This window comes from Aestuariivirga sp., from assembly GCF_044238155.1.
Classification (GTDB): domain Bacteria; phylum Pseudomonadota; class Alphaproteobacteria; order Rhizobiales; family Aestuariivirgaceae; genus Aestuariivirga.
Genome location: NZ_JBIIDX010000165.1, coordinates 1 through 7,492 on the forward strand (window position 1 = coordinate 1; position 7,492 = coordinate 7,492).

Consider the following 7,492-nt stretch of genomic DNA (forward strand, 5'->3'; position numbering starts at 1 on the left):
CCAAGGTCGCCATAGGTGATGCGCCCTTCCGGCGAAACGGCTGTTGCCTCGATCATGACCAGACCAAACCCGCCCAAAGCAAAGCGGCCAAGGTGGACGAGGTGCCAGTCATTGGCATAACCGCGCCGTGCCGAATATTGACACATGGGAGCGACAAAGATGCGATTCTTGAGGGTCAGTCCACGGAAGGTTGCCGGTGAAAAGAGTTTGCTCATCAACTCAGTGCATCCTTCAGTCGATAAAACAGCATGGCAGCCGCCAGAAGAGGTACTCGCACGGGGCCGCCGGGGAACGGAAGATGGCGAAGGCTGGCGAGAAGATCAAAGCGCTCTGCCGTGCCGCGGATGGCTTCCGCCATCAACGCACCATATAGTCCCGCCAGCGCCACGCCTTGCCCCGAGTAGCCATGCGCATAGTAGGTTGTTGAACTGAGCTGGCCGCAGTCCGGTATGCGGTTGTTGGTGATGGCGATATAGCCACCCCAGGCATGTTCAATTTTCACATCGCGCAATTGCGGAAATATGCGCTCCATCCTGGGTTTCATGTAGGCACCTAGATTTGGGGGCTCAAGAGTGGTATAACTCGCGCGGCCTCCAAACAGCAGGCGTGTATCTGGTGTCAAACGGAAATAGTCGACAATGAAATTTGTGTCGGCAACGGCCTCGCCGCCACTGATCAAAGCCCTCGCGCGCTCGGACCCAAGAGGTTCCGTTGCTATGATGTAGCTCGTCACCGGCATGATCTTGCCGTAAAGCTTGGGCACCAGTCGGCCAAGATAGGCATTGCAGGCTATGATCAAGAACTTCGCTCTCACGCTTCCCTGTGACGTGCGAACGCAAGGTTGTGTGCCTGTTTCAACCTCAAGCGCCTTCGATTGCTCGTGAAGCGCGGCTCCCGCATTGATGGCTGCGCGCGCGAGGCCTAGACAATAGTTCAGCGGATGGAAATGACCTGCGCCCCCCTCTCGAAGCGCGCCATGATAAACATGTGTGCCAAGCCTGTTCTCTAGTTCTTGCTTGCTCAGTATTTCGGTGTCGGTATAGCCCAATGCGTCCCATTCATCCTTCCAGGCCCTGAGTTCGTCAAAGCGGCTAGCCTTCGGAACGGCGTGCATATAGCCCCATCGGAGATCGCAATCGATTTGATACTGATTTATGCGGTTTGTGAGGAGTTGCTTAGCTTCTTGTGCGAGCTCAAAACACCTGCGGGCATCGTCCTTGCCAATCTGTGCTTCAATCTTGGCCTGGCCAGAAGAAAATCCAGTGCATATCTGACCGCCATTCCGGCCCGACGCCCCAAATCCTATCGTATTTGCTTCGAGTACGACGACTTTGTAACCCGCCTCAGCCAAGGTCAGGGCGGCTGACAACCCCGTATAGCCGGCGCCAATGATACAGACATCTGTTGTCACGTCTCCCGCGAACGGGGGACACATGGGACCAGCCTGGGCTGTGGCCTGATAGTAGCTTCGCGCAATGATGGAATTTCGCATGTTGTGAAGGGTTTAGCCGCACCCCTTTTGCTTGGTCAAGCTTCCGGGTTAGAGTAAAGACCGATCAGGAATGTCTTGGAGTAACATGACCCAGTCCCGTTTTGATGAGTATTTGCAGCAGCACAAGATCAGTGAGGTTGAGTGTCTTGTTGCCGACATGAATGGCACCGCGCGTGGCAAGATCTTGCCGCCAAAGAAATTCCTCTCGGGCAACCGGTCGCGCGGTCTACGCATTCCGGAAGAGGTCTTCACGCTCACCATCAATGGTCGCTACGTCCAGGATACGCGCGCCGTGAGCGACAGTGCGATCGATATCTACATGAAACCCGATGCAGATACCATCCGGGTTGTTCCGTGGTATTCCGAACCCACGGCGCAAGTCATCTGCGATGCATTTCATCTCGATGATTCTCCGGTAGAAATTTCTCCACGGTATGTGTTGAAAAGAGTGATTGAAGCCTATCGGGCGAAGGGCTGGAAGCCGGTCGTGGCGCCTGAACTCGAATTCTACCTGGTCAAGAAAAACATTGATCCGGACTATCCCCTCGATGCCGCTGTTGGACGTTCTGGACGCAAGGAGCCAGGTGGTCAGGCATATGGTATTGACGCAGCCAATGACTTCGACCCGATTGTCGAAGACATCTACGATTTCTGTGAGGCTCAGGAACTAGATGTGGATACGCTGAGCCATGAGAGTGGCCCTGCGCAACTTGAAATCAATTTCAATCACGGAGATCCACTGGAGCTTGCGGACCAGGTATTCCTCTTCAAGCGCACGGTCCGCCAGGCCGCACTGAAGCATGACATGTATGCAACATTCATGGCCAAGCCCCATGAAAACGAACCTGGTTCATCCATGCATATCCACCAGTCTGTCCTGGACCTGAAGACAGGCCGCAATATTTTTGCGGGAAAGGACGGCGCCTATGCGAAGCTGTTCCTCAACCACATCGGAGGTTTGCAGCGCTATCTGGCGGCAGCTTTGTCGTTATGTGCGCCGAATGTGAACTCGTATCGTCGATTGGTGCCCGAGTCCGATGCGCCAACCAATGTTCACTGGGCCATTGACAACCGGACGGTCTCGCTGCGGGTGCCATCTGCTGATGCGAGCAATACCCGTGTCGAAAACCGTGTGCCTGGGGCGGATGCAAATCCCTATCTTGCCTTTGCGGCCTCTCTGGCCTGCGGCTATCTCGGCATGGTGGAGCGAATCAAGCCGTCCGATCCGGTTGAAGGATCAGCCTATCGCTATGCCCACACGCTGCCGATCAGCTTGGATGAGAGCCTAGATAAGCTCAATTACACCAAAGCTTTGAAGCAGGTGCTTGGAGAAAAATTCTGTGAAGCCTACAATGACGTGAAATTCCAGGAGATGCAGAACTATCGCCGCGTGATAAGCTCCTGGGAACGCGAATATCTCCTGCTCAATGTCTGAGCAGGTCAGCGCTGTGTGATCGGGACATATGCGCGAGGCGCTGGTCCGTCGTAGAGTGTGAGCGGGCGGATCAATATGTTGTTCTGCAGTTGCTCCAGGCACTGCACTGTCCAGCCCGGCACACGGCCAACTGCGAAGATCGGCACGAACATGTCAGGTGGAATACCGTTGAGATAGTAGATGACGCCTGAGTAGAAGTCGACATTCACGTTCACTCCGAAACGGGCATAGGGCTTCATGGCCTCGACGACTGCCTGAAGGATGGCAAACCATTTTGGCTCTCCCATCTGCCGCGAAAGTTGTTCGACGCCATCACGCATGTGGCGGGCTCTCGGGTCTTCAGTCCTGTAGACGCGGTGTCCGAAGCCCGTCACGGCCTCACCTGTCTCACGCTTGGCCTTGACGTATGCTGCAGCATTGGACGGCTCACCGATTTCCTGGGCCATTCGCATCACGTCTTCTGCGGCGCCACCATGTGCCGGTCCTGAAAGTGCTGCAATTGCGGCCGTTATCGCTGCATGCAGTGTCGCCTCCGTACCGATGACGACGCGGGCTGTAAAGGATGAGGCATTGCTGCCGTGCTCGGCGTGCAGGATGAAATCGCGGTCCATCAATTGCGCTGCCTCCGGTGATGGCTTGCGACCGGTTATCATCCACAGGAAGTTTGCGGCATGATTTAGAGTGGGGTCTGGCTCAGGTGGCCTTCGGCCATTGCGGAGTGCCTCATGAGCAGCCACGATCATTGGTACCTGTGATGCCAGCCAGATGCCCTTTTCGCGGGTGGCATCTATGGAATTGTCACTTTCATGGGGGATAAAAGCTGAAAGTGCAGACACTGCTGACCGCAAGACGTCCATCGGGTGGGCATGCTTCAGCGTCTCTATGATCGACAGGATTTCTGCTGGCAGGGTCCGGGTGGCCTTGAGCCTGGCGTCAAAGGCCAGCAGCTGGTCTTGTTGCGGCAGCTCACCATGGAGGAGAAGATAGGCGGTTTCTTCGAAACTTGAGGCTACAGCAAGCTCATGGATCGAATAGCCGCGGTAGCGGAGGTCGCCAGCCTTGCCATCAATGAAAGTGGTGCCAGAACGCTCGAAATAGACGCCCTTGAGACCACGGTGGATTTCGATCTTGTCTTCTGCTGACATGCGCATGATCCGGAGATGTCCTATATGGGTGTGATTGACGAAGCCAAGGCCAAAATCAAGGGCAGACGCCTGAAACTGGTGATGCCAGAGGGGGATGACGAACGAATCAGGGCTGCTGCCCAGCGATTTGCAGAGGAAGGCCTCGCTGAGCCTATGGTCTTTGAAGCTGCCAGTATGCCGCCAGTGTCAGAGCGCCACGTAGCCATTGTTCGCGGCCAGCGCGAAAAGATGTCGGACTCGATGGCGGTACGGTTGCTGGCGAAGCCGCTTTACCGGGCGGGTGCTGCAGTTGCCGTTGGAGAAGCTGATGCAATGCTCGCAGGGGCGGCGAACCCGACTGCGCGCGTCATTGAGGCAGCCTTGATGACGGTGGGCCTTGCAAACGGCATTTCCACTCCCTCTAGTTTCTTTCTCATGCAGTGGCCGGATCGGCGGTTGATTTTTGCCGATTGTGCAGTGAACATTCAGCCAAAGGCATCCGAACTGGCCGATATCGCGGTTGCTTCCGCACTCAGCGCGCAGCTACTTCTGGGTGAGGAGCCACGAATTGCACTTCTGTCGTTCTCGACAAAAGGAAGCGGCAATCATCCCGACGCAGCAAAAGTAGCCGAGGCGGTCAGTTTGGCGCAGCATCGGGCGCCACACCTCAAGATAGACGGCGAAATTCAGGGCGACGCAGCCCTGTCAGCTTCAGTTGCCGCTCGCAAGATGACTGAACTTGGCGAGGTTGCTGGCAGAGCTAATGTCTTGGTGTTCCCGGATCTTGACGCCGGCAATATAGCCTACAAGTTGACGCAGTATTTGAGCGGAGCACAGGCAATTGGGCCTGTTTTGCAGGGCTTTTGCCAGCCTGTCTCTGATCTTTCGCGTGGCGCCAGCGTCGACGACATCGTTGCAACCGGTTGCCTGCTGCTGGCGATGAGTCAATCAGCCTAGACCAACTCGCGGACGTGGCGCGCGATAGTCAACTCCTCATTTGCTGGAACAACATGAACATTTTCCTGTTGAACGCCAAGCCACTTGAGGTGCGAGAGAATGCGAGCGCGCACTGGCCCGGCGTTCTCGCCTACTCCACCCGTGAAGATGATCGCATCGGCGCCGCCGAGAGCCGGTACGAGAGAGGCAGCGTGTCGCGCGGCAGAATAGCAGTAGTAGTCGACGGCCTCTATGGCCTCGGTGCGGTCGCTTGCGAGCAGAACGCGCATGTCGGGTGAGATGCCCGAAAGTCCAAGCAAACCGCTTTTCCGATAGAGGAGATCTTCAAGTTGATCGAGGCTCAGATGTTCGTCCCGCATCAGGGCAACGAGAACGCCAGGATCGATGGAGCCTGTGCGTGTTCCCATGACAAGTCCATCGGCAGTTGAAAAGCCCATTGTGGTAGCGACGCTCTTGCCGTCGAAAATTGCACACATTGAAGCGCCGGAACCGAGGTGGGCTGCCAGCAGGCGGCGGGGCAGGGGCTTTCCTGTCAGGCGCGGCATGTCTCTGACCACATGCTCGTAGTTGAGCCCGTGGAAACCATAGCGGCGGTAGCCCTTGTTGAAATACTCCCGCGGGAGCGGGAGCCGCGTGGCAAGTTCCGGTTGAGTGGCGTGAAACGCCGTATCGAAACAGGCAATATTGGGCACCTCCGGCGCAACCCGCCGCATCTCACGCAACACTCCAAGCCCGAAGGGCAGGTGAAGTGGCGCCAGCGCTCGCAAATCCTCCAGCTCATGCTGGATATCATCATTGACTGCAATCGGGGTTACGTATCTCGTTCCGCCATGGACGATACGATGCCCAATACCGTTGAAAAGGGCTGGCTCATATCCGTTGTCGGACAGCCATTCCGCCGCCTCCAACAGGCCCTCGCTGGGGGTGGTCACATGTGGGACCTCCCGGCTTCGTTGTCCTTCCACCTCAAGCCGCGGAGTGGAGCCTATGCCAGCGACCTGCCCCCGGATCAGCAGGTCCAGCTCGCGGTTGAAAACAGCAAACTTGAGTGATGAGGATCCGGCATTCAAAACAAGGATTTTCATGGAAACCTTATAGCTCCGTCGAGCTGGCCACGGAACCAGATTGGTTCTGGAAAACGGGCGATGAATGTAATATTATTACAAGATGACGTTGTCTTTGGACCACCACGACCACGCCCAGTGCACGGCGGATATCCTGTCGCGCGCTGAGCAGACATGCGCCAGCCGTGGTGCCCGGCTGACGGAACAGCGTCGGGAGGTGCTGAGCTGCGTTGCGCAAAGTCACGCCGCGGTGGGAGCTTATGACATCATTGAGCGAATGGCGGATCACGGTCCCCGGCCAGCGCCGATCACCGTCTACCGGGCGCTTGATTTTCTCGAAGCGCATGGCCTTGTCCACAAAGTTGAAAGTCGCAACGCCTTTGTCGCCTGCTCGCGACCGCACCAGGGTATGCCAGCCGCCCTTCTGGTTTGTGAGAATTGTGGCCTCGTTGCTGAACTTGATGAGCCCTCAGCCTTCGCTGCCCTCGAAACAGCTGCGCGGGCACGGGGCTTCCGCGTGCGGCGCAGCGTGATTGAACTGTCCGGGATTTGCGGAACCTGCGGTCGAGGTATGTAATGCTGAAGGTGTCAGACGCATTGCTCAGGGCCCGTGACGTCAGTCTTACGATTGGTGGCCGCAATATTCTTGACCATGTGACGATCGACATCCGCTCAAACGAGATCGTGACGGTGATTGGGCCAAATGGAGCAGGAAAATCTACCTTGGTGCGCTGCCTTCTCGGCCTTCAGCCTGTCACATCAGGCCAGATCATCAGGGCGACGAATCTCCGGGTCGGCTATGTGCCCCAGCGCTTTCCTCAGACGCCGAACGTCCCGCTGGATGTCAGGCGGCTCTTGTCGCTTACGCTCAAGCCTAATGAAACCGAGATTGAGGCCGCCTTGGCCGAGACTGGAATTGCACATCTGAAACACGCATCCGTCAGTAGGTTATCAGGCGGCGAATTGCAGCGTGCGCTGCTCGCCCGTGCTTTGCTGCGCAAACCGCAGCTCTTGGTACTTGATGAGCCGGTGCAGGCCGTTGATTTCATGGGCGAGGCTCGATTGTACGAATTGATATCAGAGATCAGAAAGCGCCACGCCTGTGGCATTCTGATGGTGAGCCATGATCTCCATATGGTAATGGCCGAGAGTGATCATGTGATCTGTCTCAATGGCCATGTATGTTGTGAAGGTGGTCCCTCAAAGGTTCAGCAAGATCCGGAGTTTGCCCGGCTCTTTGGTCCTTCCGCAGCGCGCATGATCGCGGCATACACTCACCACCATGACCATGATCACGAAAGCCATGGCCATGATTGCAACCACGACCATAGTCGCCATTGATCACAATGCCTGACATTCTCGCCGAACCATTTTTCCAACGGGCCCTGCTTGCAGGCCTCGCCATCGCCTCCGTTGCAGG

At 56.6% G+C, this 7,492-nt stretch carries 7 protein-coding genes and 1 pseudogene; 4 read left to right on the plus strand and 4 right to left on the minus strand.

All coding sequences use genetic code 11. The features are described 5' to 3' along the window. Together ACILRN_RS14640 and ACILRN_RS14645 are read right to left on the minus strand one after the other, a co-directional pair. Positions 1–215 (minus strand): annotated as a pseudogene (locus ACILRN_RS14640) (NADH:flavin oxidoreductase/NADH oxidase); the annotation flags it as partial. Continuing rightward, positions 215–1,492, minus strand: a complete 1,278-nt coding sequence (locus tag ACILRN_RS14645; protein ID WP_395689509.1) for an NAD(P)/FAD-dependent oxidoreductase — start codon at positions 1,490–1,492, stop codon at positions 215–217. The gene ACILRN_RS14645 and the pseudogene ACILRN_RS14640, both read right to left, overlap by 1 nt. A 319-nt stretch (positions 1,493–1,811) precedes the next feature. On the opposite strand from ACILRN_RS14645, the gene ACILRN_RS14650 reads away from it, so the two are divergent. Beyond that, positions 1,812–2,927 carry a glutamine synthetase family protein gene (locus ACILRN_RS14650; RefSeq protein WP_395689512.1) on the plus strand — a complete coding sequence of 372 codons (1,116 nt, stop codon included), beginning with the start codon at positions 1,812–1,814 and terminating at the stop codon, positions 2,925–2,927. A 5-nt stretch (positions 2,928–2,932) separates the two neighbouring features. Here the strand turns inward: ACILRN_RS14650 and ACILRN_RS14655 are convergent, their stop codons facing one another. After that, positions 2,933–4,078: a citrate/2-methylcitrate synthase gene (locus ACILRN_RS14655; protein WP_395689514.1), complete on the minus strand. Its 1,146-nt coding sequence runs from the start codon at positions 4,076–4,078 to the stop codon at positions 2,933–2,935. 18 nt (positions 4,079–4,096) lie between these two features. Here ACILRN_RS14655 and ACILRN_RS14660 point away from each other — a divergent pair, with 18 nt between their 5' ends. Beyond that, complete coding sequence (locus ACILRN_RS14660) at positions 4,097–5,008, plus strand: phosphate acyltransferase (RefSeq protein WP_395689516.1); 912 nt, start codon at positions 4,097–4,099, stop codon at positions 5,006–5,008. Here ACILRN_RS14660 and ACILRN_RS14665 read toward each other — a convergent pair. Beyond that, positions 5,005–6,093 (minus strand): acetate/propionate family kinase, encoded by a 1,089-nt coding sequence (locus tag ACILRN_RS14665; RefSeq protein ID WP_395689518.1) that lies wholly within the window; start codon positions 6,091–6,093, stop codon positions 5,005–5,007. The genes ACILRN_RS14660 and ACILRN_RS14665 overlap by 4 nt on opposite strands. An 82-nt stretch (positions 6,094–6,175) precedes the next feature. Here ACILRN_RS14665 and ACILRN_RS14670 point away from each other — a divergent pair, with 82 nt between their 5' ends. Continuing rightward, positions 6,176–6,649: a Fur family transcriptional regulator gene (locus ACILRN_RS14670; RefSeq protein WP_395689520.1), complete on the plus strand. Its 474-nt coding sequence runs from the start codon at positions 6,176–6,178 to the stop codon at positions 6,647–6,649. Then, positions 6,649–7,413 carry an ATP-binding cassette domain-containing protein gene (locus ACILRN_RS14675; RefSeq protein ID WP_395689522.1) on the plus strand — a complete coding sequence of 255 codons (765 nt, stop codon included), beginning with the start codon at positions 6,649–6,651 and terminating at the stop codon, positions 7,411–7,413. Before ACILRN_RS14670 ends, ACILRN_RS14675 begins: the two co-directional genes overlap by 1 nt. Positions 7,414–7,492 lie beyond the last annotated feature (79 nt).

Excerpts from the sequence above, each read along its gene's own strand:
- ACILRN_RS14650 (WP_395689512.1), top strand. The coding sequence starts at position 1,812 with ATGAAACCCGATGCAGATACCATCCGGGTTGTTCCGTGGTATTCCGAA.
- ACILRN_RS14655 (WP_395689514.1), bottom strand. The coding sequence starts at position 4,078 with ATGCGCATGTCAGCAGAAGACAAGATCGAAATCCACCGTGGTCTCAAG.
- ACILRN_RS14660 (WP_395689516.1), top strand. The coding sequence starts at position 4,097 with ATGGGTGTGATTGACGAAGCCAAGGCCAAAATCAAGGGCAGACGCCTG.
- ACILRN_RS14645 (WP_395689509.1), bottom strand. The coding sequence starts at position 1,492 with ATGCGAAATTCCATCATTGCGCGAAGCTACTATCAGGCCACAGCCCAG.
- ACILRN_RS14665 (WP_395689518.1), bottom strand. The coding sequence starts at position 6,093 with ATGAAAATCCTTGTTTTGAATGCCGGATCCTCATCACTCAAGTTTGCT.
- ACILRN_RS14670 (WP_395689520.1), top strand. The coding sequence starts at position 6,176 with ATGACGTTGTCTTTGGACCACCACGACCACGCCCAGTGCACGGCGGAT.
- ACILRN_RS14675 (WP_395689522.1), top strand. The coding sequence starts at position 6,649 with ATGCTGAAGGTGTCAGACGCATTGCTCAGGGCCCGTGACGTCAGTCTT.